The sequence below is a fragment of the Plantactinospora sp. A48 genome, assembly GCF_055793945.1.
Window position 1 is genome coordinate 39,403 of sequence record NZ_JBTIXF010000028.1, and the last position, 23,876, is coordinate 63,278.

General features: G+C 73.1%; 23 protein-coding genes. 10 read left to right on the forward strand and 13 right to left on the reverse strand.

Annotated features, from left to right (window positions below):
• Positions 1 to 311 precede the first annotated feature (311 nt).
• From ACXN5W_RS16390 to ACXN5W_RS16400, 3 genes are all read left to right on the forward strand, one after another.
• On the forward strand, positions 312 to 1,400 hold the full coding sequence (locus ACXN5W_RS16390; RefSeq protein ID WP_473159201.1) for an AAA family ATPase: 1,089 nt from the start codon (positions 312 to 314) through the stop codon (positions 1,398 to 1,400).
• 161 nt (positions 1,401 to 1,561) lie between these two features.
• Positions 1,562 to 2,674, forward strand: coding sequence for a DUF58 domain-containing protein (locus tag ACXN5W_RS16395; RefSeq protein WP_473159202.1), 1,113 nt, complete (start codon positions 1,562 to 1,564; stop codon positions 2,672 to 2,674).
• Entirely contained in the window at positions 2,671 to 3,621 is a 951-nt protein-coding gene (locus ACXN5W_RS16400; protein ID WP_473159159.1) for a VWA domain-containing protein, read from the forward strand. The genes ACXN5W_RS16395 and ACXN5W_RS16400 overlap by 4 nt, the downstream gene beginning before the upstream one ends.
• Before the next feature lie 597 nt (positions 3,622 to 4,218).
• Here ACXN5W_RS16400 and ACXN5W_RS16405 read toward each other — a convergent pair.
• From ACXN5W_RS16405 to ACXN5W_RS16420, 4 genes are all read right to left on the reverse strand, one after another.
• Positions 4,219 to 5,352, reverse strand: coding sequence for an acyltransferase family protein (locus tag ACXN5W_RS16405; protein WP_473159203.1), 1,134 nt, complete (start codon positions 5,350 to 5,352; stop codon positions 4,219 to 4,221).
• The gene (locus ACXN5W_RS16410; RefSeq protein WP_473159160.1) at positions 5,349 to 6,242 is read right to left on the reverse strand and encodes an alpha/beta hydrolase; all 894 of its coding nucleotides are present in this window, start codon (positions 6,240 to 6,242) and stop codon (positions 5,349 to 5,351) included. The genes ACXN5W_RS16405 and ACXN5W_RS16410 overlap by 4 nt, the downstream gene beginning before the upstream one ends.
• Before the next feature lie 94 nt (positions 6,243 to 6,336).
• Positions 6,337 to 6,996 (reverse strand): response regulator, encoded by a 660-nt coding sequence (locus ACXN5W_RS16415; protein WP_473159161.1) that lies wholly within the window; start codon positions 6,994 to 6,996, stop codon positions 6,337 to 6,339.
• The gene (locus tag ACXN5W_RS16420; RefSeq protein ID WP_473159162.1) at positions 6,993 to 8,282 is read right to left on the reverse strand and encodes a sensor histidine kinase; all 1,290 of its coding nucleotides are present in this window, start codon (positions 8,280 to 8,282) and stop codon (positions 6,993 to 6,995) included. The genes ACXN5W_RS16415 and ACXN5W_RS16420 overlap by 4 nt, the downstream gene beginning before the upstream one ends.
• A gap of 155 nt (positions 8,283 to 8,437) precedes the next feature.
• On the opposite strand from ACXN5W_RS16420, the gene fabG reads away from it, so the two are divergent.
• The 4 genes from fabG (at position 8,438) to ACXN5W_RS16440 (ending at position 12,172) form a co-directional block, all read left to right on the forward strand.
• Positions 8,438 to 9,193 (forward strand): 3-oxoacyl-ACP reductase FabG, encoded by a 756-nt coding sequence (gene fabG / locus ACXN5W_RS16425; protein WP_473159163.1) that lies wholly within the window; start codon positions 8,438 to 8,440, stop codon positions 9,191 to 9,193.
• A gap of 114 nt (positions 9,194 to 9,307) precedes the next feature.
• A complete protein-coding gene (gene fabI, locus ACXN5W_RS16430; protein WP_473159164.1) occupies positions 9,308 to 10,084 on the forward strand; it encodes an enoyl-ACP reductase FabI in 777 nt (258 codons plus the stop codon).
• Positions 10,085 to 10,270: 186 nt separating this feature from the next.
• Complete coding sequence (locus ACXN5W_RS16435; protein ID WP_473159165.1) at positions 10,271 to 11,305, forward strand: ferrochelatase; 1,035 nt, start codon at positions 10,271 to 10,273, stop codon at positions 11,303 to 11,305.
• An 87-nt stretch (positions 11,306 to 11,392) separates the two neighbouring features.
• Positions 11,393 to 12,172 carry an HAD-IIA family hydrolase gene (locus tag ACXN5W_RS16440; protein ID WP_473159166.1) on the forward strand — a complete coding sequence of 260 codons (780 nt, stop codon included), beginning with the start codon at positions 11,393 to 11,395 and terminating at the stop codon, positions 12,170 to 12,172.
• On the opposite strand, the gene ACXN5W_RS16445 is transcribed toward ACXN5W_RS16440, so the two are convergent.
• The 4 genes from ACXN5W_RS16445 to ACXN5W_RS16460 all read right to left on the reverse strand — a co-directional run bounded on the left by ACXN5W_RS16445 (position 12,087) and on the right by ACXN5W_RS16460 (position 15,139).
• Entirely contained in the window at positions 12,087 to 12,626 is a 540-nt protein-coding gene (locus tag ACXN5W_RS16445; protein WP_473159167.1) for an NUDIX domain-containing protein, read from the reverse strand. The two genes, ACXN5W_RS16440 and ACXN5W_RS16445, sit on opposite strands and share 86 nt — an antisense overlap.
• Positions 12,627 to 12,765: 139 nt before the next feature.
• Complete coding sequence (locus ACXN5W_RS16450) at positions 12,766 to 13,704, reverse strand: MerR family transcriptional regulator (RefSeq protein WP_473159168.1); 939 nt, start codon at positions 13,702 to 13,704, stop codon at positions 12,766 to 12,768.
• A 92-nt stretch (positions 13,705 to 13,796) separates the two neighbouring features.
• The gene (locus ACXN5W_RS16455) at positions 13,797 to 14,585 is read right to left on the reverse strand and encodes an SDR family NAD(P)-dependent oxidoreductase (protein WP_473159169.1); all 789 of its coding nucleotides are present in this window, start codon (positions 14,583 to 14,585) and stop codon (positions 13,797 to 13,799) included.
• 143 nt (positions 14,586 to 14,728) lie between these two features.
• Positions 14,729 to 15,139 carry a winged helix-turn-helix transcriptional regulator gene (locus ACXN5W_RS16460; protein WP_473159170.1) on the reverse strand — a complete coding sequence of 137 codons (411 nt, stop codon included), beginning with the start codon at positions 15,137 to 15,139 and terminating at the stop codon, positions 14,729 to 14,731.
• A 93-nt stretch (positions 15,140 to 15,232) separates the two neighbouring features.
• On the opposite strand from ACXN5W_RS16460, the gene ACXN5W_RS16465 reads away from it, so the two are divergent.
• A complete protein-coding gene (locus tag ACXN5W_RS16465) occupies positions 15,233 to 15,898 on the forward strand; it encodes an NADPH-dependent F420 reductase (protein ID WP_473159171.1) in 666 nt (221 codons plus the stop codon).
• Between the two features lie 74 nt (positions 15,899 to 15,972).
• On the opposite strand, the gene ACXN5W_RS16470 is transcribed toward ACXN5W_RS16465, so the two are convergent.
• From ACXN5W_RS16470 to ACXN5W_RS16480, 3 genes are all read right to left on the reverse strand, one after another.
• Positions 15,973 to 16,536: a GNAT family N-acetyltransferase gene (locus ACXN5W_RS16470; RefSeq protein WP_473159172.1), complete on the reverse strand. Its 564-nt coding sequence runs from the start codon at positions 16,534 to 16,536 to the stop codon at positions 15,973 to 15,975.
• A gap of 136 nt (positions 16,537 to 16,672) precedes the next feature.
• Positions 16,673 to 17,527, reverse strand: coding sequence for a PHP domain-containing protein (locus ACXN5W_RS16475; RefSeq protein ID WP_473159173.1), 855 nt, complete (start codon positions 17,525 to 17,527; stop codon positions 16,673 to 16,675).
• Positions 17,528 to 17,556: 29 nt separating this feature from the next.
• Complete coding sequence (locus ACXN5W_RS16480) at positions 17,557 to 18,348, reverse strand: hypothetical protein (protein ID WP_473159174.1); 792 nt, start codon at positions 18,346 to 18,348, stop codon at positions 17,557 to 17,559.
• Between the two features lie 176 nt (positions 18,349 to 18,524).
• Here ACXN5W_RS16480 and ACXN5W_RS16485 point away from each other — a divergent pair, with 176 nt between their 5' ends.
• Positions 18,525 to 19,340 (forward strand): DUF3097 domain-containing protein, encoded by an 816-nt coding sequence (locus ACXN5W_RS16485; RefSeq protein ID WP_473159175.1) that lies wholly within the window; start codon positions 18,525 to 18,527, stop codon positions 19,338 to 19,340.
• A gap of 96 nt (positions 19,341 to 19,436) precedes the next feature.
• Here the strand turns inward: ACXN5W_RS16485 and ACXN5W_RS16490 are convergent, their stop codons facing one another.
• Positions 19,437 to 21,839, reverse strand: a complete 2,403-nt coding sequence (locus ACXN5W_RS16490) for a putative bifunctional diguanylate cyclase/phosphodiesterase (protein WP_473159176.1) — start codon at positions 21,837 to 21,839, stop codon at positions 19,437 to 19,439.
• A gap of 162 nt (positions 21,840 to 22,001) precedes the next feature.
• Positions 22,002 to 23,318: a serine hydrolase domain-containing protein gene (locus ACXN5W_RS16495; protein ID WP_473159177.1), complete on the reverse strand. Its 1,317-nt coding sequence runs from the start codon at positions 23,316 to 23,318 to the stop codon at positions 22,002 to 22,004.
• Positions 23,319 to 23,401: 83 nt separating this feature from the next.
• On the opposite strand from ACXN5W_RS16495, the gene ACXN5W_RS16500 reads away from it, so the two are divergent.
• A complete protein-coding gene (locus tag ACXN5W_RS16500; protein WP_473159178.1) occupies positions 23,402 to 23,866 on the forward strand; it encodes an NfeD family protein in 465 nt (154 codons plus the stop codon).
• Positions 23,867 to 23,876 lie beyond the last annotated feature (10 nt).

Consider the following 23,876-nt stretch of genomic DNA (forward strand, 5'->3'; position numbering starts at 1 on the left):
GATTGAGCGCCGGGCGGCCACGGGGGAAGCCGCCCGGCGACGGCTGAATGGTACACACCAACAACCCCCTTCTGTCCAGCCTGCATGCCGTGGCGGACCCGCCACGCCGGGAACCGGGGTTTCCGCCGGGCGGTCCCGCGGCCGGACGTGCGAGGCTTGGTGCGGTGGCACCGCGCCGACGGCCGCCGCCGACATCGTCAGCGTGACTGCGAAGTTGTGGAGGACCGGTGGCCCAGCCGACCACACCCGACGTACCGAATCCGTCCCCCACGGGCGATCCGTCCTCGCCGAGCGTGCCCGCGGCGCCCGGCGTGCCCACGGCCCCGGGCGGGGACGCGCGGACAGCCGGCACCCCGCACGCGACCCCCGGCAGCACCCCGGCGCAGGACGCCACGCTCCTGGAGCGGGCCCTGTTCGAGGTCAAGAAGGTGATCGTGGGCCAGGACCGGATGGTGGAGCGGATGTTCGTGGCGCTGCTGGCGCGTGGACACTGCCTGCTGGAGGGGGTGCCCGGGGTGGCCAAGACCCTCGCCGTGGAGACCCTGGCCACGGTGGTGGGTGGCACGTTCGCCCGGGTGCAGTTCACCCCCGACCTGGTCCCGGCGGACATCATGGGCACCCGGATCTACCGCCAGTCGAGTGAGAAGTTCGATGTCGAGCTCGGGCCGATCTTCGTGAACTTCCTGCTGGCCGACGAGATCAACCGGGCGCCGGCCAAGGTGCAGTCGGCCCTGCTCGAGGTGATGAGCGAGCGGCAGGTCTCGATCGGCGGGCAGACCCACCGGGTGCCCGAACCGTTCCTGGTGATGGCCACGCAGAACCCGATCGAGCAGGAGGGCGTGTACCCGCTGCCCGAGGCGCAGCGGGACCGGTTCCTGATGAAGATCCTCGTGGGCTACCCCACGGACGCCGAGGAGCGGGAGATCGTCTACCGCATGGGCGTCGCGCCGCCCGAGCCGTCGCCGGTGTTCTCCCCGTCCGACCTGCTGGCGTTGCAGCGCAAGGCCGACCAGGTGTTCGTACACAACGCGCTGGTCGACTACACCGTACGGCTGGTGCTGGCCACCCGGACCCCGGCCGAGCACGGCATGCCCGACGTCGCCCAGTTGATCCAGTACGGCGCCAGCCCGCGCGCCTCGCTCGGCATCGTCCGGGCCACCCGGGCACTGGCCCTGCTGCGCGGCCGGGACTACGCGCTGCCGCAGGACATCCAGGACGTCGCCCCGGACATCCTCCGGCACCGGTTGGTGCTCAGTTACGACGCGCTGGCCGACGACGTACCGGCCGACCACATCGTGGGGCGGGTGCTCTCGACGATCCCGCTGCCCACCGTCGCGCCGCGCCAGCAGGCCGTCCCCGCGGCCACCTCCGGCGCGGGCTGGCCCGGGCAGCTCCCGTGACCGGTCCGGCCACCGGACCCGGGGTTCCCGACGAGCCGGGTCCGGCCACCGTGCCCGGGCCCCCCGGTACGCCGCCGGGAGGACCGGGTGCGCCACCGGCCGGATCGGGCTGGCCGCCGGGGGGCTCGGCCGGGCCGCCGGTCCCGGGCGGCACCGCCCGGGTGCCGAGGGCCGGGTACGCCGACCCGGCCGGCGCCACCGCGGGCCGGGCCGAGGCGGTGCTGTCCCGACTCCAACTGCTGGTGACCCGCCGGCTGGACGGTCTGTTGCAGGGCGACTACCTGGGTCTGCTGCCGGGACCGGGCAGCGAGGCCGGCGAGTCGCGGGAGTACCGGCCCGGTGACGACGTACGCCGGATGGACTGGCCGGTGACCGCCCGGACCACGGTGGCGCACGTGCGGCAGACCGTGGCCGACCGGGAGCTGGAGACGTGGCTCGCCGTCGACCTGTCGGCCAGCCTGGACTTCGGCACCGGCCGGTGGCTCAAGCGGGACCTCGTGGTCGCCGCGGTGGCCGCGGTGGCGCACCTGAACGCCCGGGGTGGCAACCGGGTCGGCGCGGTCGTCGGCACCGGTCCGGACCGGCCGGCCCCGGCCGCGTCCCCGGCCGGCCGCCGTTGGTGGCCGGTCGGCGGTCGCGGCGCCGGTGCTGCCCCCGGTACGCCGCCCGGCCCGGCCGGCCCCGGACATCCACCCGGCACCGCCGGCTCGGCCGCCGCCGGTGTCACCGGGTCGTCCGGTGCCGGCGGTTCGCCCGGCGCCGTCCGGCGGCTGCCGGCGCGGCCCGGCCGCAAGGAGGCCCAGGGCCTGGTACGGGCCATCGCCACCACCCCGATCCGACCCGGCCGGACCGACCTTGGTGCGCTGGTCAACATGCTGAACTCGCCGCCGCGCCGGCGCGGCATGGCGGTGGTGATCTCCGACTTCCTGGCTCCGCCCGCGCAGTGGGGTCGAGCGGTCCGCAAACTCGGCGTCCGGCACGATGTGCTGGCGGTCGAGGTGGTCGATCCGCGTGAGCTGGAACTACCCGACGTCGGCGTGCTGGAATTGGTGGACCCGGAGACCGGGCAGTCGCACGAGGTGCAGACCGCCGACCCGGAGCTGCGCCGCCGGTACGCGGACGCGGCCTCGGCCCAGCGGTCGGCCATCGCCGCCGAACTGCGCGCCGCCGGCGCCGCGCATCTGAGACTACGTACCGATTCCGATTGGCTTCTGGACATGGTGCGCTTCGTCGCGGCACAGCGGCACGCGCGTACCAGGGGGACCACACGATGATCCGTTTCCTGCAACCGTGGTGGCTACTGGCTGTGCTGCCGGTCCTCGCCCTGGCCGGCGTGTACGTGTGGCGGCAGTTGCACCGCCGCACGTACGCGATGCGGTTCACCAACGTCGACCTGCTGCGTACCCTCGCGCCCAGGGGGATCGGCTGGCGGCGGCACGCCGCGTCCGGTGCCTTCCTGCTCAGCCTGCTGGTGCTGGCCACCGGCATGGCCCGGCCCTCGGTCGACGTCAAGGAGCCGCTGGAACGGGCCACCATCATGCTCGCCATCGACGTGTCGCTGTCGATGCAGGCCGACGACGTGGCGCCGAACCGGCTTCAGGCCGCGCAGGAGGCGGCGAAGCAGTTCGTGCAGGAGCTGCCGCCCACCTTCAACCTGGGACTCGTCTCGTTCGCCAAGTCGGCGAACGTGCTGGTGCCGCCGGGCAAGGACCGGGCCGCGGTGGTGGAGGCCATCGACGGGTTGTCGCTGGCGGAGGCGACCGCGACGGGCGAGGCGGTCTTCACCTGCCTGGACGCCATCCGCTCGGTACCGGCGGACGGCGCGCAGGGGCCACCCCCGGCTCGGATCGTGCTGCTCTCGGACGGCTACCGGACCTCGGGCCGGTCGGTGGAGGAGGCGGCGTCCGCGGCGCAGTCGGCGAACGTACCGGTGTCGACGATCGCCTTCGGCACCGACGACGGCGCGGTGGACATCGCCGGTCAGCAGCAGCGGGTGCCGGTGGACCGGATGTCGCTGGCCCAGCTCGCCGAGACCACCCAGGGGTTCTTCTACGAGGCCGCGTCGGTGAGTGAGCTGAAGAAGGTGTACCAGGACATGGGCAGTTCGATCGGGTTCCGGACCGAGCCACGCGAGGTGACCCAGTGGTACGTCGGGGTTGCGCTGCTGCTGGCCCTGGCCGCGGCGGCGGCGAGCCTGCTCTGGACATCCCGGCTGCTCTAGGTTGACGGCGCGGTGGCCGGACGACCGGTCGCCGGACGAGGCGGTGGCTGGGCGAGGCGGGGGCCAGCCGGCCTCGTGACGGTGAGTCGGCCGGCCGGTCCGGCTCAGTGCGTGGCGCCGACCAGCACGAAGAGGTAGACGACCCAGACGGCGGCGAGGGTGAAACCGAGCGGGGCGGCGTAGCGGTTCATGGCGATTCTCCGATGGCGACAGACACGCGGAACGGGGGCTGGTGCGGAGAGAATCGCGACCGGGTGGACCGCCGACGGGACGCGCCCGGGTTGTCCCGGCGGTAGCCGGAACCCGGGCGGGTGCGTGGCGGTGCGACTTGGTCGGCTCAGGCTGGCAGAGGCTCAGCGGAGCGGACCGAAGGCCCGGCCACGACTAGGAGGATCGCTATCTCGCACAGCGATCACCTCCACAGGTCGGCCGGGCGGAAAAGATCCGTTGCGAATGTTACACCCAGGCCGCCGCACCGCCGCGCCCACCCGGCCCACCGGTCCCACCCGGCCTCGCGCCGGGTTGATCATGGGTCTCATCAGGGATTCTTGCGCTGGAGCCTGCGGTGAAACCCATGATCAACCAGGTGGATGGAGGTCAGCCTGGACGACGGCGGCCGGCCAGCAGGGCCAGCAGCAGTACCAGTGCGGCGGCGAAGACCGGTAGCCAGGCCAGCCGGGCGACCACCCAACCGGCGGTCGGTGCCGTGTGCAGCCCCGGTACGGCCCGGCCACCGGCCAGCCACAGCCCGGCCACGGTGACCCCGATGAGCGCGCTCTGGTGGGTGAGGAAGACCGGCAGCGCGACCCGGTTGACCGCCCGCACCGGTCGCCACCAGCGCGGCTCGGTGAGCAACCGGTCCAGCGCCGGCCGGAGCAGCAGGGCCAGCCCGACCTGGGCCAGCGCCAGGGCCAGGGTGGCCAGCGACGGCGGGTCCAGATTGGAGCGTCCCGCCCCCGGCACCCCCACCGCGCTGGCCGGATATCCCGCCAGCAGCACCAGCCCGACCAGGCCCGCCGTGCCGCCGACGGTGAGCGCCCACCCGGTGCCACGGAACGGTCGTAGGCCGCCGCTCGCCGGGTCCGCCGGCCAGCCGGCGAGCCGGCCCGGGTGCCGGTCCGTCGCGACCGCCACGCCCAGCAGGTACGGCACCGCCCAGCCGGCCAGCAGGGTGGACAGCCGTGCGCCGTGGCCGAGGTCCGCGGCGGTCACCAGGGCGATCGGGGGCACCACGGCCAGCATCCCGAACCGGCCGACGTACCGGTCCAGGACCGGGGTCAGGGCGGTCAACACCAGCAGCGGTACGAGGAACCACAGCGGGCTGACCACCAGCCGGGCCACCGTCTCGACGGTGCCGTCCGGTGCGCCGGCGGCCAGGCCGACCAGCAGGGCACACGCCCATGCGGCGGTGAAGCCGACCACCGGGACGGCCAACCTGCGCAACCGGACGCCCAGCCAGCACCGGTACCGGATGTCCCGCGCCGCCCGCCGGGCCCGGGTGGCGGCGAAACCGGCGACGAAGAAGAACAGGCCGAGGGTCTGCGGCAGCCAGCTCAGCGGCGCCAGGGCCGGTAGCGTCCGCAGTGGACTGTCCTGGAACAGCGTGCCGTCCGGGGCCAGCACCGGCGCGGTGACCAGCCAGTGCCCGAGGACGACACCGATGATCGCCACCACCCGCAGTCCGTCGACCGCCCGATCCCGGCCGGTCGCGGTCGTGCCGGAGCCGCTCAGCGGTCCGCCTGCCCGAGGACGACGGCAGCCAGGGCCCGGACGGTGCCGGTGCCCGCGACCAGGTAACCATCGTGGCCGTGGACCCCGTCGGTGGGTAGCCGGCGGGCGCCGAACCGGGCGGTCGCCGGCCGGGCCCCGTGTCCCAGGTCGCCGAGCCGCAGTTGTGGCACCCGGTCGATCCAGTCGTCCGGGGCCTCGGCCGCCCACACCCGGGCCGAGGTGCCCAACCCGGTCACCCGGTCGGTGCCCATGCCGATCCCGCCGAGGGTGACCAGCTCGGTCACCTGAGCGGGTAACCGGGCCGCGGCCAGACCGATCACCAGCGCCCCGTAACTGTGCCCGACCAGGGTGACGGTGACCGACGACCGCTGCCGCACGAGGTCGGTGAGGAACGCCACCAGGGCCGTGGCGCCGGTCCGGGCCCGCGTCGAACGGGCCGCCGCCAGGCCGAGCCCGTCCGGCGGGTCGTAGCCGAGCCAGGCCAGCACGGCGACCCGGGCCGCCGGATCGGTGGCACGCAGGGTGTCGTACACCGTGCGGGCCTGCCGGGCCGGCGCCCGGTCCGGTACGCCACCCAGGCCACGGTCGAAGTCCCGCAGCGTGGTGGCCACGCCGGGGACCAGCACCACGATCCGGTCCGCGCGGGTCAGGTCACCGACCACCTCGACGGCCCGGCCGTCGCCGGCCGGATCGAACTCCAGGAACTGCCGGCCGACCCAGCCCGCGTACGGGGTACCGGCGGCCCGCATCGCGGCGTCGCTGCGCGCGTACGCCATCGTGGTCGGCGCCAGCGGCGAAGCCACCGGCCCGGCGCTCGCCGGTGCCGGGGCGACCAGCCCGATGCCGAGCAGCGCGGTCAGCGCGGTGCCGGAGACAAGCTGACGGATCATGTCGTACCCCCTCGGTCGGTTGACCGGAAGGGTGCGACGGCGACCGGCGGTCGCGGATCAACCCGGGGAGCGGTCCGCCGGTGGTACCCCGGGGTTACTCGCCGGCGGCGACCAGGCCCGACTCGTACGCCAGGACGACGGCCTGAGCCCGGTCCCGCAGGTGCAGCTTGCCCAGCACCCGGCCGACGTGGGTCTTGACGGTCTGCTCGGCCACCACCAGCTCGGCGGCGATCTCCGCGTTCGATCGTCCCCGGGCGATCAGCCGCAGCACCTCGGTCTCCCGGGCGGTGAGCGCGGCCAGCGAGACCGGTCGGGGTCGGTCCGGGCGCGGGCGGGCGGCGAACTCGGCGATCAGCCGGCGGGTCACCGTGGGCGCCAGCAGCGCGTCACCGGCGGCCACCACCCGGACCGCGTGGACCAGGTCGGCGGCCGGCGCGTCCTTGAGCAGGAACCCGCTGGCCCCGGCGCGCAGCGCGGCGTAGACGTAGTCGTCGAGGTCGAAGGTGGTCAGGATGAGCACCCGGGGTCGGTCCCGGTTGTCGCCCGTGAGTTGCCGGGTCGCGGCCAGGCCGTCCAGGACCGGCATCCGGACGTCCATCAGGACGACGTCCGGGTCGAGCCGGCGGGCCGCCGCGACCGCCTCGGCGCCGTTGGCGGCATCGCCGACCACCAGCAGGTCCGGCTGGGCGGCCAGCAGCGCGCCGAAACCCTGCCGCACCATCGCCTGGTCGTCGGCGATCAGCACCTTGATCATTCGTCGCCGTCCTCGGGCCGGTGGTCGTCAGCGGGCTGGTAGGGCAGCCGGGCCGCCACGGTGAAGGCGCCGTCGCGCTGCTCGGCGCTGAGGGTGCCACCGAGCAGCGCGGCCCGTTCACGCAGCCCGGTGAGGCCGTGCCCGTCCGCACCCTGCCGTGGTGGCCCGCCCGGACCCTGTCGTGGCGGCCCGTCAGCACCCTGCCGTGGTGGCCGGGCCGGTACGTCGTTGTCGACCCGCAGCGCCAGCTCATCCCCGGTGGCCAGCACCGACAGCCGGACGGCGGCACCCGGCGCGTGTCGCCCGGCGTTGGCCAGCGCCTCCTGCACGATCCGGTAGCCGGCCAGCTGGACGGTTTCCGGCGGCGCACCCGGGTACGGCGGTTCGGGCAGCGGATCGACCAGCTCGATCCGCATTCCGGCGCGGCGTGCCCCGACCAGCAGGTCGGGCAGCTCGGCGAGGCCGGGCTGGGGCGCGGTCTCCGGCTCGGTGCCGTGCTCGCTGCGCAGCACGCCGAGCAGCCGGCGCAGGTCGGTCAGCGCCGTGCGCGCCGACCCGGCGATCGCCTGGAACTCCTCCTGGGCCGGGTCCGGCACCCCGGTCAACCGGTACGGCGCGGTCTCGGCCCGGACGGCGATCATCGACATGTGGTGCGCCACCACGTCGTGCATCTCCCGGGCGATCCGGGTGCGTTCCTCCAGCACGGCCCGCCGGGCCTTCTCCAGCTCACTCAGCTCGGTCTGCTCGGCCAGCGCCGCGCCGGACTGCCGGGTCCGCCGGATCATCCCGCCGACCACCAGCAGCACGATCACCAGCACCATGACCCCGACGACGTTGTTGGCGTCGACAAGCGCCAGGACGGGCACCAGGGTGCCGACGCCGATCCAGGGCAGCAGCGGCCAGTCCGCCCGCAGGGCCACCACGGCGAGCACCAGCAGCCCGGTGAGCACCAGCACCGGGTTCCACGGCCACGACGCGCGGGGCGGCGAGTTGAAGGTGCAGACCGCGAGCGCCAGCACCAGCAGCCGCCAGGCCAGCAGGGGGCGCCGGGGCAGCGCCGCCAGCGGCGCCACGGTCATCGCGGCGAACAGGATCGCGACGATCATGGGCAGCGCCCGGTTGTGTTCCTCGGTGAGGGTGATCGCGAACAGGCCGGTCAGGGCCAACCCACCGGCCGGGCCCGCGTACCGGCGGATGGCCGGCGGGCCGGGCAGTGCCCGGGTCGGGGGGTAGTCGGGACCGAGCAGCGTGCGGCGCAGCGCGGCGGCCCAGGAACGGAGGCTCACCGTCCGGAGCGTACGGCCGCGCCGGGGGCCCGGCCGTCCCACCAGAGGGTGATCTTCGCCGTCATACTCCCGGGGTACGCCCTGGTTAGCGCCTACCCATCGGTAGCGCCTAGGGTCTGCAACGCGAGCTGTCCGTACGATCTTCAGGAGCAACCGTGGCCCGAACTGTGCTGGTGACCGGGGGTAACCGGGGAATCGGACTGGCCATCGCGACCGCCTTCGCCAAGCAGGGTGACCGGGTGGCCGTCACGCACCGCGGCCGGGGAACGTCGGACACCGGTGCCGGCGAGCCGGGGTCGGACGCGGTCGGCGGCTACCTGGACAACGGGCTGTTCGGGGTGCGCTGCGACATCACCGACGCCGCCGCCGTGGACGCCGCGTTCGCCGCGGTCGAGGCCGAGCTGGGCCCGGTGGAGGTGCTGGTGGCCAACGCCGGGATCACGGCCGACACGCTGCTGATGCGGATGTCCGAGGAGCAGTTCAGCTCGGTGGTGGACACCAACCTGACCGGCGCGTTCCGCTGCGCCAAGCGGGCCGCCACGAAGATGGTCCGGGCCCGCTGGGGCCGGATGATCTTCATCTCGTCGGTGGTCGGTCTCACCGGCTCGGCCGGCCAGGTCAACTACGCGGCCAGCAAGGCGGGCCTGGTCGGGGTGGCCCGGTCGATCACCCGGGAGCTGGGCAGCCGGAAGATCACCGCCAACGTGGTCGCGCCGGGGTTCATCGAGACGGACATGACCGCCGAGCTGCCCGAGCAGCTCCGGGCGGACTACCTGAAGTCCATCCCGGCCGCCCGGTTCGCCGAGCCGGAGGAGGTCGCCGGCGTGGTGACCTGGCTCGCCAGCGACGCGGCGGGCTACATTTCCGGCGCCGTCATCCCGGTCGACGGCGGCCTCGGCATGGGCCACTGAGCGCGCCGCGCCGCGCCGCCAACCCGCCCCGACCGCGCCCGCTCGACCACGCCCGACCCGCCCTCGGCGGAGCCCGACAACCCGCGCGACAACCGACGACGAAAGGGCCTGTACGTGTCTGGACTGCTTGCCGGTAAGCGGCTGCTCGTCACCGGCGTTCTCACCGACGCCTCGATCGCCTTCTCGGTGGCGAAACTCGCCCAGGAGAACGGCGCGAAGATCGTACTCACCGGTTTCGGCCGGTTGTCGCTGGTCGAGCGGATCGCCAAGCGGCTGCCCGAGCCGCCGCCGGTGATCGAACTGGACGTGACCAACCCCGAGCAGTTGGCCGGCCTGGCCGACCAGGTACGCGAGCACCTGGACGGGCTCGACGGGGTGGTCCACTCGATCGGCAACGCGCCGCAGAGCTGCCTCGGCGGCGGGTTCCTGGACGCGCCGTGGGAGGACGTGGCGAAGGCGCTGCACGTCTCGACGTACTCGTACCAGTCCCTGGCCATGGCGGCGCTGCCGCTGATGGGTCCCGGCGGCTCGGTGGTGGGCCTCACCTTCGACGCCACCAAGGCGTGGCCGGTGTACGACTGGATGGGCGTGGCCAAGGCCGGACTGGAGTCCGCCTCCCGCTACCTGGCGCTGCACCTGGGCAAGCGGGGCATCCGCAGCAACCTCGTCTCGGCCGGTCCGCTGCGCACCATGGCCGCCCGGTCGATCCCCGGCTTCGAGCAGTTCGAGAACGCCTGGGCCGAGCGGGCGCCGCTGGGCTGGAGCCTCACCGACGCCGAGCCGGCCGCCCGGGCGGTGCTGGCGTTGCTGTCCGACTGGTTCCCGGCCACCACGGGCGAGATCGTGCACGTCGACGGCGGCTACCACGCCCTCGGCGCCCCCGAGCGGTAGGGACGAGCGGTAAGGAAGGGCCCCTTCTTGTCGCTTTCTGTAGTACAGGGGCCCCCTCCTAACCATCAGCCGGCGGCCGGACGCGCCTGAGCATCCGGTCAGCACCGGCTGGAGACGCACCCGGGTAAGCGAGCTAACAGCGGCCCGGCGGGCCGTCCGGGTCGACGGCCGGGAAGAATGGGCGGCATGGGGTACGACGCAGTGCTGCTGCTCTCGTTCGGCGGCCCGGAACGGCCGGAGGACGTACTGCCGTTCCTGATGAACGTGACCAGGGGGCGAGGGGTGCCCCCCGAACGGCTGGCCGAGGTCGCCGAGCACTACCAGCACTTCGGCGGGGTCTCACCGATCAACCAGCAGAATCGTGACCTGCTGGCCGCGCTGCGTGTCGAGTTCGACGAGCACGGCATCGACCTGCCGATCTACTGGGGCAACCGGAACTGGAACCCGATGCTCGCCGACACCGTCGCGCGGATGCGGGACGACGGCGTCCGGTCCGCGCTGGCCTTCGTCACCAGCGCGTACGGCGGCTACTCGTCCTGCCGGCAGTATCAGGAGGATCTCGCGGTCGCCCGCGCCGCAAGCGGGCCCGCGGCCCCGGCGATCGACAAGCTGCGCCAGTTCTGGGACCACCCGGGGTTCGTCCAGCCGCACGCCGACGCCGTCCGGGACGCCCTCGCCACCTTGGACCCGGCCCGCCGGGGCGGCACCCGGCTGGTCTTCACGGCCCACTCCATCCCCACCTCGATGGCCGCGACCGCCGGCCCCGAGGGCGGCCGGTACGAGGCCCAGCTGCGGGAGACCGCCGAGCTGGTCGTCTCGGCGGCCGGCGTGGACCTGCCGTACGACCTGGTCTGGCAGAGCCGGTCGGGCCCGCCCCAGGTGCCGTGGCTGGAACCGGACATCAACGACCATCTCACCGCACTCGCGGCCGACGGGGTCACCGCCGTGGTGGTCAGCCCGATCGGTTTCGTCTCCGACCATCTGGAGGTGGTGTGGGATCTCGACACCGAGGCCGCCGACACCGCCAAGCGGCTCGGCCTGGAGTACGTCCGGGCGGCCACCCCGGGCACCGACCCCCGGTTCGTCGCCATGGTCCGTGAGCTGGTGGTCGAGCGGCTGGAAGGCGCGGACGGGGTGCCCGTCGAACGCTGCCGGTTGGGTACGCTGCCGGCCTGGGACACCTGCCCGGCCGGCTGCTGCGTGCCGCCCCGGCGCCGCTGACCCAGGTCAGCGGGCACCGCACCGACGCCGGCTGGGACACCCCACGGACCGACCCACTGAGAAACCCCGGACGGCGAGGACATCACGATGAGGGACCGCAAGCCCGTCGAGAGCTGGCTGACCGACATGGACGGGGTGCTCGTGCACGAGGGGCAGCCCGTGCCGGGCGCCCCGGAGTTCATCAGCCGGTTGCGCACGTCCGGCAAGCGGTTCCTGGTGCTCACCAACAACTCGATCTACACGCCGCGGGATCTCCAGGCCCGGCTGACCCGGATGGGCTTCGACGTACCCGAGGAATCGATCTGGACGGCGGCGCTGGCCACCGCCCAGTTCCTGGCCGACCAGCGGCCCGGCGGCACCGCGTACGTGATCGGCGAGGCGGGTCTGACCACGGCCATGCACGCGGTGGGATACATCCTGTCCGACTTCGCACCCGACTACGTGGTGCTGGGGGAGACCCGTACGTACAGCTTCGAGGCGATCACCAAGGCAGTCCGGTTGATCGACGCGGGCGCCCGGTTCATCTGCACCAACCCGGACCCCACCGGGCCGTCAGCCGAGGGCGCGCTGCCGGCGGCCGGTTCGGTAGCGGCGATGATCTCCAAGGCCACCGGGGTCGAGCCGTACTTCGTGGGCAAGCCGAATCCGATGATGATGCGTTCGGCGCTGAACACCATCGAGGCGCACTCCGAGACCACGGCGATGATCGGCGACCGGATGGACACCGACATCCTGTGCGGCCTGGAGGCCGGCCTGGAGACGGTGCTCGTACTCACCGGGATCAGCACCCGCGCCGAGGCGGAACGCTACCCGTACCGGCCGTCCCGGATCGTGGCGTCGGTGGCCGACCTGACCGACGAACTCTGACGTCACCTGGCGGGCGGTCCGACCGACGGTCGTCCGGACGACGGACCAGCCGGTCAGGCTCGGGCAGGGAACGAAGCAGCGCCGGCAGGGCGCCGAACACGAGGGGAAGGGCGCTCAGCTCGTCGATCCCGACCCAGGCGATGTCGTCATGCTCCTCCGGCGCACGGTTGGTGGGGGAGCCGACCCAGTCTCCGACCTGCCAGACGCCCACGTGGACGGCGTCCTCGCCGCTGCCGGCACGCAGGTCGCCGAACCGTGACGAGGACTCCGCCACAATGTGAACCCCCAGCTCCTCGTGCATCTCCCGCGCGAGGGCCTGTAGTTCGGACTCACCCGGCTCGACGTGCCCGCCGGGCAGATCCCAGAGGTCCGGGTAGGCCCGTCGGGTCGGGCTGCGGTGTACCAGCAGGACCGCATCGTTCTCCAGGAGTGCGCCGCAGACGATGACATGCATGCCGGGATTGGAGCACAGGGCTGGGACAGGTTCGCTCCGACCGGTGCCCTCCGGGGCATGGCAGCGGCTCGTGGCCCGCCGGGATCAGTGCGGCCGGTATGGCGCTGCGCGTGCGGTGTGGATGGTGAGGCGTGGCTCGTCAGGGCTTCCGGTGGTGCTGGAGTGCCTGGATGAACCAGTCGAAGACCGGTGCGAGCGAGGGCGCGGCCGGCCACCCGTTGATGGTGGAGATGAGGTGCCAGTACCGCTCGACCCGTGGGTCGTTGGCGACCTCCAGCCGGGTCAGCAGCTTCGCGCGGTACTCGGGGGAGTCGGTATCGCCGAACGTACGGGCGTAGTGGGCGACGAGTTCGGTGACGATGGCGGCGGCCGCTGCCGACGGTGGTTGCACCTCGGCGGCGATGGCGGCCGTCACACGGTCGCGGACGTGGCTGGTCAGTTCGTGGTGCAGTCCCGTCCGGTCGCCGTCGGCGCGTTCGGCTGCCTGGTGCTCGGCCATCCGCCGGATGCTGGCCCTGAAATCGGTGTCCTGGACGAGTTTGGCGAGTTCGATCCAGCATTCGACCTGCGCGGCGGTCGGTTCGTCGGGCAGGTTCGGCATGGTGGAGCGGAGGAGGTCGACCAGGTCGGGGTTGGCGTCGACGGCGCCGAACGTGCTGTCGATGAAGTCGTGGATGAGCCGGTGACGTTCAGCCTCGGACAGCTGCACGATGCGGTGCATGAGTTCCATCTCCTTCATGGTGGAGTCCCGCTTCGCCACCAGACGCAGCACCGCTCGGCGTACCCGTAGCACCTGGATCTGCACGTCGAGCGCGTCGGCATGGATGGCGGCGGCCTGCGACATGGTGATGTCGTCGGCGAGCACCCGGCGGACGGTGACCAGGTCGAGGCCGATGTCACGCAACGTGCGGATCAGTTCCAGCCGAGTGATCGCGGTCAGGTCGTATCGCCGATGGTTCGCGGGACTGCGGTCGGTGGGCGGCAGGACACCGGCGTCGGAGTAGAACCGGATGGTGCGCACCGGCAGGCCGGTGCGCCGAGCCAGGTCTCCGATCGAGTACAGCGTCCCCTCGTCCACACCGATCAGCCTCCTACCTCCACCAACTGGAGATGCAAGACTCCGGTGGTGCCGCTACCACCGAAGGGCAGCCGGTCCGGTCACGGCGACTGTCACGCGAGCAGCAGGGCCTCGGTGCGCTCCCGCAGCCGGGCGCGGAACGCCGGGTCGTAGGCCTGGTCGAGCGCCCGCGCGGGCTGCGTGCCGTTGAAGTACCGGCCCGTCACGCCGTCCAGGTCGGGGTCGACGACCAGCCGCAGCGTCGCGTGCAGCCCCTGCTCCAACGAGTCGATGGTGCCGTAGCGGGACTCGCGCACCATCGCGGTCGGCATCAAGGAGGCGGGGTGCAGGCAGTTTGCCGTGACGCCGGTCCCGGACAGTTCGTCGGCGAGGTCGAAGGTGTGCGCGATCAGCGCCAGCTTGGACCGCCGGTACGCCTCGATCCCGGCGTACTCCCGTTCCATCATCAGGTCATCGAGGTCGACCGGACGCTGCCCGGCCGATGCGACGTTGACGACCCGCGCGGAACCGGACCGGCGCAGTGCCGGCAGCAGCAGCCTGGTCAGCAGGTACGGCGCCAGGTAGTTGACCGCGAGGCGCAACTCGTACCCGTCGCGGGACAGTTCCCGACCGGCACCCGGCGCGCCGAACCCCACGCCGGCGTTGTTGACCAGCACGTCGAGCCGGCCGGCGTGGTCGTCGACCTGGGCCGCGAGCCCGCGTACCTCGTCGAGGGACGACAGGTCCGCGCGGATCGCCACCGCACCGGTCTCCCGGGCGATGCCGGCCAACCGCCCGGCGTCGCGGCCGTGGACGATGAGGTGGTGCCCGGCGCCGGCCAGTTCGCCCGCCAGCGCCCGTCCAAGCCCGTCGGAGGCGCCGGTGATCAGGATGTTCGCCACGGTGCCAGTCTGCCGTGCCCGGGACGGGCACGCACTCGCGACCGGCACGTGCCAGCGCCGGTTGACCGCGAGACGAGGTTCTGCTGCTCAATGTCGGCTGAGGCTCGCTCACCGAACCGCACTCGTTCGCTGCGATCCGAGCGCTACTCGGCACGCCGAGCGGAACCGGGCCGGGTGGACGTCTTACGCGTCTCGAACCGCTCCTGAGCGTCGAGAACCGCATCGGCGTACCGGGTGGCCCAGGCACCCATCGCCCGCATCGGTTCCAGCAGCGCGCCGCCCGCTTCCGTGAGCGCGTAGTCCACGCGGGGTGGCACCTGCGGGTACGGCCGGCGCTCCACCAGGCCGTTGTACTCCAGCCGGCGCAACGCGTCGTTGAGCACCTTGGGGCTGATCCCGCCGATCCGGGTGAGGAGCACCGCCGGCCGCATCGGACCGTACGCGGCGATCGTGAAGACCACGACGCTGTCCCAGCGGTTGGCGAGCACCTCGAACGCCACCCGGGCCCGGCAGTCGGAGGTGTAACCGTCGAGCTGGACAGCAGGATCACCCATGCGCCCATCCTGCCCGACCTGTCACACACCGTTCGGTGTGCATCGAGCTGCCTATCGTCCTGCACGGCGGTCCGTACCGAACCGCCGCAGAGCGTGAAACGGAGCAGAAAGATGAAAATCGGCATCCTCGGCACGGGCGACATGGCGGCGGCACTCGGCGGCGCATGGACTGCGGCCGGGCACGACGTGCTGATCGGCGGCCGGAATCAGGGGCGGGCGGAGCAGACCGCCCGACGGGTCGGCGCCGCCGGGCACGGCCGCCTCGCGGACGCGGCGGACCACGGCGACGCCATCCTCGTCGCGGTCCCGGCGGCACAGGCGCCGCAACTGGTGGGCGGCCTCGCCCGGCGCCTCGCCGCTCGGACGGTCATCGACTGCACCAACCCCGTCGTACCGACCAGCGACGGACTGATGCTCGACACCGGTGGCACCACGTCTGTGGCGCGGCAACTGGCAGCCGCCGCGCCCGACGCGTACGCGGTCAAGGCGTTCAACCTCTGCCACGTGAGCATCTGGACACTGCGCCCACCAACCTTCGAGGGCATACCACTGACCGTGCCCTACTGTGCCGACCACGCCGAGGCAGCCGCGGCGACGGAGCTGCTCATCAGCTCGATCGGCTGCACGCCTGCGCCGTGCGGCGGGCTGACCCGGGCCGGATACCTGGAGGCGACCGCGGCGCTTGCGATCGGGCTGTGGTGGGCAGGGCAGCAGCCGCGCAGCGCGTTCCCCTCCCCGGCGGAGGCACCCCGGCGCTGAGCTCGACGAGCACGGTGGATCCGGGCGGTCGTGCCGGAGGGCGACCCGTGCATCCAGCGCGTTCGGCGTCGAGGCTACTGCTGCTCCCACTGCTCCTTGGTGATCTCGTACCGTACGCCCCCCTGCTCGGAGCCCTCGATCATCTCCATGTCGGAGGGAGTGGGAATGGTGTCCGCGAGCGTCATTCCGAGCTTCTCCATGATGTTGCGCGAACCGTGGTTCACGGACATCGTCTCGGCCCAGACCATGCGCACACCGAGCTGTGTGAACGCCTTGCCCAGCAAGGCCCGCGAGCCCTCGGTGGCATAACCGTTGCCCCATGCCGCCTGCCGCAGGCGGTAGCCGAGCTCGACCTCGTCCAGCGGGCCCTCCCGCTCGGGACGCAGGATGAACCAGCCGATGAACGCGCCGCCGTCCTTCTCGTGCGCGGCGAACAGTCCGAGCTGGCCGTCCCACCTCTCGTAGCCGGCGAGGATGTTCGGGAGGTGACGCTCGCGGACGAGCTCCGGCGCGGTCGGACTGCCGCCGGTCAGGAAGCGCATCACCGCCGGGTCGCTGTCCAGCTCGATCAGCAGGTCCGCGTCATCGGCAGTGAAACGGCGCAGGGCCAGGCGTTCGGTCTCCAGGTAGGTGTCCACGAGTCGATCATGTCGGAAACCGCTTCACCCGTCAGCGGGAGCCACTCCGCCGATCTCGACACCCACGGGTGCGCTGACCGCGGACATGAGTACGGGATCGTCGGGCACGGCGGCTCTGACCACGACCGCCTCGTCCTCAACAGCGACGACCTGACCGGACCCAGAGGTCGTACGGGGTCGGGCCGGGGCGGAACCCGTGGGCCTCGGCCAGCTGTGCCGCCTCCCGGAACCAGTGGGCGACGGCGGTGGGCAGGTGGGCGTCGCTGCCGAAGGTCACCGCCTCGCCGCCCTCCTCGTGCCACCAGCCCAGGATGGTGGGGTGCAGCGGCAACCGGGTGTTGATCTCCAGCGCCCGTCCCGACCGGGCGGTCGCCCGCAGGGCGTGCCGGAACTCCTCCTCGAACATCTTCGGCTCGAAGGGGCCGTCCCGCTCCGTCGGCCAGGACCGCAGCGGGTAGTCGACGTGGGCCAGCACGGTGAACAGGTCGCTGCCGGCGACCAGCCGGGGGATCTCGGCCAGGTACGCGCGGACGACCTCGGCCGCGGGCCGGTGCGGATAGATCCCGAACGGCTCCGCGAACCCGTCCCCGTCCGGCAGGCAGTGCAGGGAACCGAGCACCCGGTCGAATCGCCCGGTGCCGAGCACCGCCGCACAGGCTGGCGCGTGCCAGTGCGGTTCGCCCAGCTCCAGGCCGGTGAGGATGCGTAGCTCGGGGAACCGGTCCCGGCAGCGCTGGACCGCTTCCAGGTAGCCGGCCGCGTCGAAGGGCGGCGGGGTCAGCAGCCCGTCCGGCGACGCCACGGCGGTGAGATGTCCGTCCGCGTACGGGCCGTCGAGGGCGACCCGCCAGGTGGTGTGGTCGAGGTGTTCGGTGAAGGCGATCGCCGGCAGCCCGAGCCGAACCGCCTGGGCGCAGGAGCGTTCCATCGAGGCGAGCGGGGCGTCCCAGGACCACTCGCTGTGTACGTGGTTGTCCGCGGGCAGCGTCATGCGACGCTAGGGGCGCACGTCATGCGACGCTAGGGGCGCAGCGGGGCGTTGCAGGCGGCGACCAGCGCCCGACGGCAGGCGGCGGTGAGCGGTCGCAGCGCGGCGTCGCGCTGCTGTGCCTCGTACCCGTTGACCGCCCCGCCGGGGGCGGCGTGCTCGGCCAGTGCCAGGACCCGGTCCAGCACGGAGGCCCGGGCGAACAGCCGGCGGGCTCGCGGGTCGAACCCCGGCGGCAGGTCGCCGTAGCTGTCCGGCCGGCGCAGCGCGGCCAGCGCCCCGCTCAGCTCGGGTCGCCAGGCCGCCACGTCCAGCCGGGTCAGCGCCGCGGTCGCCTCGGCGAGCGTCGTGGCGAGTTCGGCCTCGGCCTCGGCCGCGTCCGGTTCGCCGACCCCGGCCCCGGCGTCGGGTGGCAGCGGGTAAACCCGCCACAGCACCGTCTCGAAGGTCATCCCCGAGCCGGAGGTGTGGCTGCGGACCTCGGGGATGAAGCCCAGCGGGCCGGCGACGACGGCCTCGCCCGCCACCAGCGCGGCGCCCGAGAAGGGGCCGGGTCCGGGCAGGCCACGCGGGTCACCGGGGACGGGCAGGGCCAGCCGGACCTCGTCGGGGGACAGTCGGGACAGCGTCGGGAGCGCTTCCGCGAGCGGCACGTCGGTCCAGGTGCCGGGGGCGTCGGCGACGAGGTGTTCCTCGTCCCCGGCGACCTGTTCGGCCACCTCGTCGTACGGCACCAGACCGGCCCGCCAGGCCCGGACCCAGGCCACGAACCGGCTGGACCGGCGCGGAGCCAGCGTCGTCGCCGCGCCCGTTGGAGCAGACATGCTGGCAAGGGTACGTGGTCGTCGCGGCCGTGTCTCGGCTCGGCGCTGTCGTGCCGGGGTGCCGGGCCGGCGCAGGGCCGTTGTGGCCGGTAACCGGTCCAGGGTGGTCGAGCGTGCTCGATGACCCCGGCGCGTCGGCGCGGCGCGTCGGCGGCCACCCGCTACCGTCGCGTCGCATGGGACGGCGATACGGCGACGACGTGCTGGCCGGCGACTGGCGACGACGCCGGGTAACGCCCGAGGTGGACGCCGAGCCGGATCTGGTGGTGGAGGACGCCGATTCGGGCTTCTGCGGCGCGGTTGTCGGGTTCGAGGCCGGTGCGGTGACGCTGGAGGACCGGCACGGCCGGCGGCGGAACTTTCCGCTGCTGCCGGCGGCTTTCCTGCTCGACGGCGAACCGGTCACGCTGCGCCGGCCCGCCCCGCGGAAGGTGCCGGCGGCGCTCCGACGTACCGCTTCGGGTTCGATCGCGGTGGACGGGGTATCCGCGCGGGTGGCCCAGGCCAGCCGGATCTGGGTGGAGGGCGTCCACGACGCCGCGCTGGTCGAGCGGATCTGGGGGGACGACCTGCGTATCGAGGGCATCGTGGTGGAGCCGTTGGACGGCATCGACGAACTCGCGGCGCGGGTGCGTGAGTTCGGGCCGGCGCCGCGGCGCCGGCTGGGTGTGCTGGTCGACCATCTGGTGCCCGGCTCCAAGGAGAGCCGGATAGTCGCCGGGGTCACCTCGCCGGACGTGCTGGTCACCGGACACCCCTACGTGGACGTCTGGCAGGCGGTGAAGCCGGCGGCGTTGGGCATCCGCGCGTGGCCGGTGGTGCCGCCCGGGCGACCGTGGAAGGAGGGCGTCTGCGCGGCCCTCGGCGTGGCCGAGCCGGCCGCGATGTGGCGGCACATCCTGTCCCGCGTGGACAGCTACGCCGACGTCGAGACGCCACTGATCAACGCCATGGAACGACTCATCGACTTCGTCACCGTGCCGCCCGCGTGACGATGCCGGTCACCGTGCCGCCCGCGTGACGATGCCGGTCACCGTGCCGCCCGCGTGACGATGCCGGTCACCGTGCCGCCCGGGTGACGGCGCCGGTCAACGGCCGCTGAGCCGGTGGCGCAGGTCGGTCAGCGGGCGCGGCCGGCCGTACCGGTAGCCCTGGCCGTGCGGGCAGCCGATGGCCGCCACGGCGGCGTGCTGGGCGTCGGTCTCCACGCCCTCGGCGACCACGCCGAGCCCGAACGCGCCGGCCAGCCCTCGGATCATCTCCACGGTGGCGTACGCCCGCTGGTCGGTGCCGTCCAGCCGGCGGACGAACGAGCGGTCTATCTTCAGCTCGGTGGCCGGTATCCGGTGCAGGTAGTTCAGCGCCGAGTAGCCGGTACCGAAGTCGTCGATGGCGATCCGCACGCCGAGGCCGCGTAGTTGGCCGAGCCGGCGCAGCACCGCGTCGGTGCTCTCGATCAGGGCCGTCTCGGTCAGTTCCAGGGTCAGCGACTCGGGCGCCAGCCCGGCCGCGGCGGTGGCCTCGGCGACCGTCTCGGTGAGGTCCGTCCGGCGCAGGTGCCCGGCGGCCACGTTGACCGCCACGGTGGTGCCCGGCGCCAGGTCCTGCCATCCGGCGGCGGCCTGGCAGGCGGCCCGGATCACCCAGCGGTCCACGCTGAGGATCAGCCCGGTCTCCTCGGCCAGCGGCAGGAACCGGTCGGGGGCCAGCAGCCCGTACCGGGGGTGCCGCCACCGCACCAGCGCCTCGGCGCCGCGTACCCGGCCGGTGCCCAACTCCACGATGGGTTGGAACTCCAGCTCCAGCTGGTCCGCGTTGTGGACCGCCCGGCGCAGGTCGGCGATCAGCTCCGCCCGGCTGACGGCGGCTTCGCGCAGCCGGGCGGTGCAGGTTCGGTACGCGGACTTGCCGGCCGCCTTCGCGGCGTACATCGCGATGTCGGCGTCCCGGAGCAGGTCCGTGTGGCCGTGGTGCTGCGGGCCGTACTCGGCGATGCCGATGCTGGCCGAGGAGTGCAGCAGCCCGTCGGTCTCCGGTCCGTCCGGGCCGAGCGCCCCGAGCAGCCGTCGGGCCAGCCGTTCCGCGGGCCGGGCCGGGTTCGCGACCTGGTCCGGGTCCGCGGGCCGGGCCGGAGCCGCGAACTGGTCCGGGTGCGCGGGCCCACCCGGGCCCGTCGGTGGCTCGTCGGGGTCCGCCGCCGGCCGCCCGGCGCCGGATGCGGTCCCGGGCTGGTCGGCCTCCAGCAGTACGGCGAACTCGTCCCCACCGATCCGGGCGATCAGCCCCGAGTCGCCGACCACGGCTCGCATCCGGGCCGCCACGCTGGTCAGCAGCCGGTCTCCACTGGCGTGTCCGAACCGGTCGTTGACCTGTTTGAACCCGTCGAGGTCCAGCAGCAGGACGGCGACCGGGCGGCAGTCCCGGATGGATCGGCGTAGCCGCCGGGTGAACTGCAACCGGTTGGGCAGCCCGGTGAGCTGGTCGACGTACGCGAGGCGGCGCAGCCGGCCGGCCAGATTGGTCGTCTCGTAAGCGGCGAGGCCCTGCCGGACCGCCAGCGCGGCGAGCAGGCCGATGCCGGACAGGAAGACCGGCGGCGGGAGCGGTTCTTCGGGGTGCCGGACCAGCACCATCGCGATCACGGCGCCACCGACCGGCAGGTACGGCAGGGCCACCCGCCACCACGGCACGATCGGTGGGTCGGCATCCGGGTCCGCCGCGGGAAGCTCAGGGCCGTGTGGTTCGGCGTACCAGGTGGCGACGGCGACCAGCAGGTAGGTCACCGGCCAGCAGACGTCGATGAGGTCGCCGGCCTCGTACACCCCCCGCACGGCCAGCGCGACGTAGACGGTGTCGGCCACCGATCGGACCAGCAGACCGACCCCGATGGTCGACAGCGGACACCAGATCGGCCGGAGCGGACCGGTGACCGCCACCAGGATGGTCAGCTGCATGATGTCGAGCATCGGGTAGAACAGGCCCAGGGTGCGCAGCGGATCGTCCAGCGGTGCCTGGACGACGTCGCGCAGCGCGATGACCCAGCCGACGGGCACCAGGGCGAGGCCGACGATGACGCCGTCCAGCAGGGTCCGCAGCCGCCCGGCGGTGGTGGCCGGTGCCGAGACGCAGCTGAGCAGCGCCGCCGTGCCGGCCAGGACGCCGGCGGCGAAGAGCAGCCCGATCACGGGATTGTTGGGCAGGCCGCCGGCGGCGGCCAGCCGGCCGATCGTCCAGACGATCCGACCGACGGCGGTCAGCGCCATGGTGAGTGCCATCAGCAGCCAGAACCGGCGTAGGTCCGCCGGGGCCCGGCCGGCCGCACCGAGGCAGCAGCCAGCCGCGAGACTCGCCGTCACGGTGGCGCCCGCGTCGCTGACGGCGGCGGTGCCCGGCAGGCCGAGCAGCAACCAGCCGGCCTCGGTGAGCAGCACGGCCGCGCCGGTGCCGAGGGCGAGTCGCAGCGCGGTCCGCCCGGTCCGTCCGGTCGGCACTGCCGGACGGGTGTCTACCAGCGTGGTCTTCGGCGCGGCTGCGATCAGCTGACCCTCCCTCGACGACCGCGTCGAGCGATCGACGGCGGTGTACGGCAGGGGAAGCTAGCACAGTGGACCGTCGGGTGGCTCCGGGCGCGCCGTCGGCCCGGCAGGTGACGGTTACCCGACCCGATTCGGGTCTCTGGCGAAGATGAAGGTGGCGATGTCGAGGGTGTCCGGGCGGCCGGCGGCGTCCCGTCGTACGGTCAGGTATTCACCGTCGTTCTGACCGGTGTGGCAGCGCCACCGGTCGACGCCGGCCCGGGTGAACCGCCACGCCGGGCGGCCCGGCGGGGCGAACGCCAGCTCGTCGGTCTCGGCGTCCCAGTTGGCCTCGTACTCCCGGCCCATCCACCACCACCGCCCGAGCAGTTCCGCGGCGTCCCCGGGCGCGCTGCCGACCGGTCGCCACGACCGGGCCGGCGCGGGCGGTTCGGCGTCCAGGACGGTGTCCAGCACCGTGATCCCCAGCTTGCCGAGGTGGCCCTCGCGCAGGCCGTAGCAGTTGGCGTAACCGACCACGCCGGTGCGGGACGGCCGGTGGACACTGATCGTGGCGACGTAACCCGGCATCGAGCCGCCGTGCCCGGCGTACACCCGGTCGCCGGACCGGGCCAGTTCGATGCCGAGACCGTGGCCGTGGGCCCAGGAGTCCGGTTCACTCATGATCATTGGCAGGCACATCTCGGCGAGGGTTTCCGGCCGCAGCACCGCCGGGTCCGGGTCGGCGAGGAACGCCGCCCACCGGGCCAGGTCCGTGGTGGTCGACCAGAGCTGCCCGGCCGGCGCCATCGCGCCGGTGTCGGTCCGCGGCTCCTCGCGCATCGTGCCGTTCCACGGGTGTACGACGTACCCGCGGGCGAACGGCTCGGTGGCCTGGTACGTGGTGCGGTCCATGCCCAGCGGCCCGAGGATCCGGTCCTGGACCAACTGCCACCAGGACTGCCCGGTGAGCCGTTCCAGTACGCCACCGAGCAACCCGTACGCCAGGTTCGAGTAGTGGTAGACCGTCTGCGGCGGGTGCGCCAGCTTCTCGGCGGTGAGCCCGGCCAGCAGGGCGGTGAGGTCGCCCCCCTCGGCGCGTTCCCACCACGGGCCGTCGGGTTCGCGTTGCAGTCCGGAGGCGTGTCCGAGCAGTTGCCGCAGGGTGACCGCGCCGACGGGGGTGCCGGGCAGGTGCTTGTCCAGCGGATCGTCCAGGACCAGCCGGCCGGCGTCGCGCAGGCCCAGCAGCAGGACGGCGGTCATCGTCTTGCTGATCGACCCGATCCGGTACTGGGTGTCCGGGTCGGCTTCGGGCAGTGTGCCGGCGGTGGCGACGTGGGCCAGCCGGCCGTCCCGGACCAGCCCGATGATCAGCGAGGGTGCCGCGCCGGCCGCCTGGGCGGTCGCGACGAGCGTGTCGATCCGGCGGGCGGTCTCCGGCAACAGGGTCATCGAGCCTCCTCCACGCGCAGACCCTACCCGGCTGGTGATCGCCTCAGGTCGCCGGACGTGCACCGACGTGCCACAGTTGAACCATGGAACCGCTGCTGTGGATAATCCTCGGCGCCGCGCTGGCGATCGCGGAGATCTTCACGGCGACACTCTTTCTGATCATGTTTTCAATCGGCGCCTTCGCCGCCGCCGGTGCCGCCGGACTCGGTGCCCCGGTCGGTGTTCAGGCGTTGGTCTTCGCGGTGGTGTCGGCGCTGACCGTACTGCTGGGAAGGCCGGCGGTCCGGCGGTGGTTGCCGACCGACCGGGGTGACGAGCGACGGTTCGGGAGCGCGGCCATCGAGGGCGAGCGGGCGTTGGTGTTGGAACGGGTCGACCTCGACGGCGGTCAGGTGAAGATCGACGGTGAGTTGTGGAGCGCCCGTTCGTTCGACGCGACCCAGGTGTTCCAGCCGGGGGAGCGGGTGCGTGTGATCGAGATCCGGGGCGTGACGGCCCTGGTCTGGCGGGATGATTTCTCCGCGTCCGATGAGCTACCCGAATCGTAGAGGTGGATGT

What these genes read in the sequence shown, in the direction of transcription:
- ACXN5W_RS16400 (WP_473159159.1), top strand. Translation starts at nt 2,671, where the DNA reads ATGATCCGTTTCCTGCAACCGTGGTGGCTACTGGCTGTGCTGCCGGTC.
- ACXN5W_RS16410 (WP_473159160.1), bottom strand. Translation starts at nt 6,242, where the DNA reads ATGATCCGTCAGCTTGTCTCCGGCACCGCGCTGACCGCGCTGCTCGGC.
- ACXN5W_RS16415 (WP_473159161.1), bottom strand. Translation starts at nt 6,996, where the DNA reads ATGATCAAGGTGCTGATCGCCGACGACCAGGCGATGGTGCGGCAGGGT.
- ACXN5W_RS16435 (WP_473159165.1), top strand. Translation starts at nt 10,271, where the DNA reads ATGGGGTACGACGCAGTGCTGCTGCTCTCGTTCGGCGGCCCGGAACGG.
- ACXN5W_RS16440 (WP_473159166.1), top strand. Translation starts at nt 11,393, where the DNA reads ATGAGGGACCGCAAGCCCGTCGAGAGCTGGCTGACCGACATGGACGGG.
- ACXN5W_RS16445 (WP_473159167.1), bottom strand. Translation starts at nt 12,626, where the DNA reads ATGCATGTCATCGTCTGCGGCGCACTCCTGGAGAACGATGCGGTCCTG.
- ACXN5W_RS16460 (WP_473159170.1), bottom strand. Translation starts at nt 15,139, where the DNA reads ATGGGTGATCCTGCTGTCCAGCTCGACGGTTACACCTCCGACTGCCGG.
- ACXN5W_RS16475 (WP_473159173.1), bottom strand. Translation starts at nt 17,527, where the DNA reads ATGACGCTGCCCGCGGACAACCACGTACACAGCGAGTGGTCCTGGGAC.
- ACXN5W_RS16480 (WP_473159174.1), bottom strand. Translation starts at nt 18,348, where the DNA reads ATGTCTGCTCCAACGGGCGCGGCGACGACGCTGGCTCCGCGCCGGTCC.
- ACXN5W_RS16485 (WP_473159175.1), top strand. Translation starts at nt 18,525, where the DNA reads ATGGGACGGCGATACGGCGACGACGTGCTGGCCGGCGACTGGCGACGA.
- ACXN5W_RS16495 (WP_473159177.1), bottom strand. Translation starts at nt 23,318, where the DNA reads ATGACCCTGTTGCCGGAGACCGCCCGCCGGATCGACACGCTCGTCGCG.
- ACXN5W_RS16500 (WP_473159178.1), top strand. Translation starts at nt 23,402, where the DNA reads ATGGAACCGCTGCTGTGGATAATCCTCGGCGCCGCGCTGGCGATCGCG.